A 1489-nucleotide genomic window follows, 5' to 3' on the forward strand; every position below is an offset into this window, starting at 1 on the left:
AAAACTGGTTTTAATGCCATATTTCTTCTCAAACGCCAGCGTTTCCTGCTCGCACATCGTATTTTGCGCGCTGCAATAGACCACCAGGCGCCCGCCAGCGGCATGGGCGGCAATAGAAACAATACCCGCCAACAGGGCGAGGGCTGTGTGAGAAACCTTCATTTTCTTTTCCTTTAATACTGTCATCAATTCACGCCGTAGGGTGGGGGCAAGCCCCACCATGAAATCCCGATGGATTCGTGGCGGTGGGTCAAGACCCACCCTCGGGTGTCAAGTCGTGCAGCTCATTCCAGACTTTCAGCCAAAATTTCGCGGTTTCCTGACGCTCCGAAAGAAGGCTGGTAAGTCTTTCTACCAAATAATCTATGTTCATGTTTGTTCTCCGTTGTATTTGTGCATTCGCGCAAAACGGGTCTAATCGTCTTGCGCGAGTAGCCTGCGAGTGCAAAACAAAAAAATTCCATCAGGTGCTGACAACTTTTTCCAGCATCCTGCCCCATTTCTCCGCCGCTTCGTCTGGCAGATAGTCATGTATAGTCCGCTGGATTAGCTTGTAGTCTTCTCCCGATAACTCTTTTATCATTCCAGAAAGATGCCACAGGAAATAAGGGGTACGTTCTTCAATGATAAACTCTGGCGTATTATCTGCATTGGCAATGATAAATTGCTGCAATGCATGCACACCTATATCTTGTTTCCTACTCATGATTGTTTTCCTCGTGTTCAATTAACCATTCCAGATATTGCTCTGCCTTCTTCAAGTCCTGCACTCCGCCTTTGGTTTTGTACCGGGCGAGGTACTTCACATTGAATAAAAAAATGTATCTCCCCCGTGGGGATTGGCTGGAGTGAGGCAGCGAATAACCCGCGTCAGCAACAAGCACCACTTACTATTTACATACACCTGAGCGCTCCATGTGTATGTAAACGAGAGCCTGCAAAAATACCGTGCGCGCTGCCAGTAACCCCACCCCCGCCCCTCCCCCACAGGGGGAGGGGAGATATCGCGTTACTTGGCGAGTTTTACCGTTTCGACCCATTTGTCAATAAGGCGTTTGCGCTCATCGGCAGAGCCGTATTTGGCAAAATCATAGTCAATCAATTTCAGTTTGGCCGGATCGGGCGTATTCGGCGCCTGTTCGGCGGTGGTGTTGGTCAAAATCTGCAAAGATTCGCCATGCTGCCAGGCGGATTCCTGCCCTTCTTTGGAAAGCGCCCAATCGACGAACAGTTTGGCGTTATCGAGGTTGCGCGCGCCCTTGAGAATGCTGACGCCGCCCAGCTCATAGCCGGTGCCTTCGCACGGTACGACCAGCTCCAGCGGTGCGCCCTTGTTTTTCTCCAGGGTGTAATCGTGGAGGAAGCCGATGCCAATCGCCGTTTCACCGCGGGCGGCGTTGCGCGACGGGGTCACGCCGGATTTGGTGTATTGCGAGATATTCGGGTGCAACTGTTTGAAGTAATTGAAGGCTTCGTCTTCACCCCAGAG

Annotated in this window: 3 protein-coding genes; all 3 read right to left on the reverse strand. The window is 51.2% G+C overall.

The features are described from left to right. Positions 1-463: 463 nt before the first annotated feature. Entirely contained in the window at positions 464-706 is a 243-nt protein-coding gene (locus tag Q0349_RS10165; RefSeq protein WP_298080797.1) for a hypothetical protein, read from the reverse strand. Further along, complete coding sequence (locus tag Q0349_RS14140) at positions 699-887, reverse strand: DUF3310 domain-containing protein (protein WP_366916312.1); 189 nt, start codon at positions 885-887, stop codon at positions 699-701. Before Q0349_RS14140 ends, Q0349_RS10165 begins: the two co-directional genes overlap by 8 nt. A 122-nt stretch (positions 888-1009) precedes the next feature. Continuing rightward, the coding region (locus tag Q0349_RS10170; RefSeq protein ID WP_298080798.1) for an extracellular solute-binding protein at positions 1010-1489 on the reverse strand (480 nt) is incomplete at its 5' end.

It is taken from the genome of uncultured Cardiobacterium sp. (genome assembly GCF_938028185.1).
In the GTDB taxonomy this organism is placed as follows: Bacteria; Pseudomonadota; Gammaproteobacteria; order Cardiobacteriales; family Cardiobacteriaceae; genus Cardiobacterium.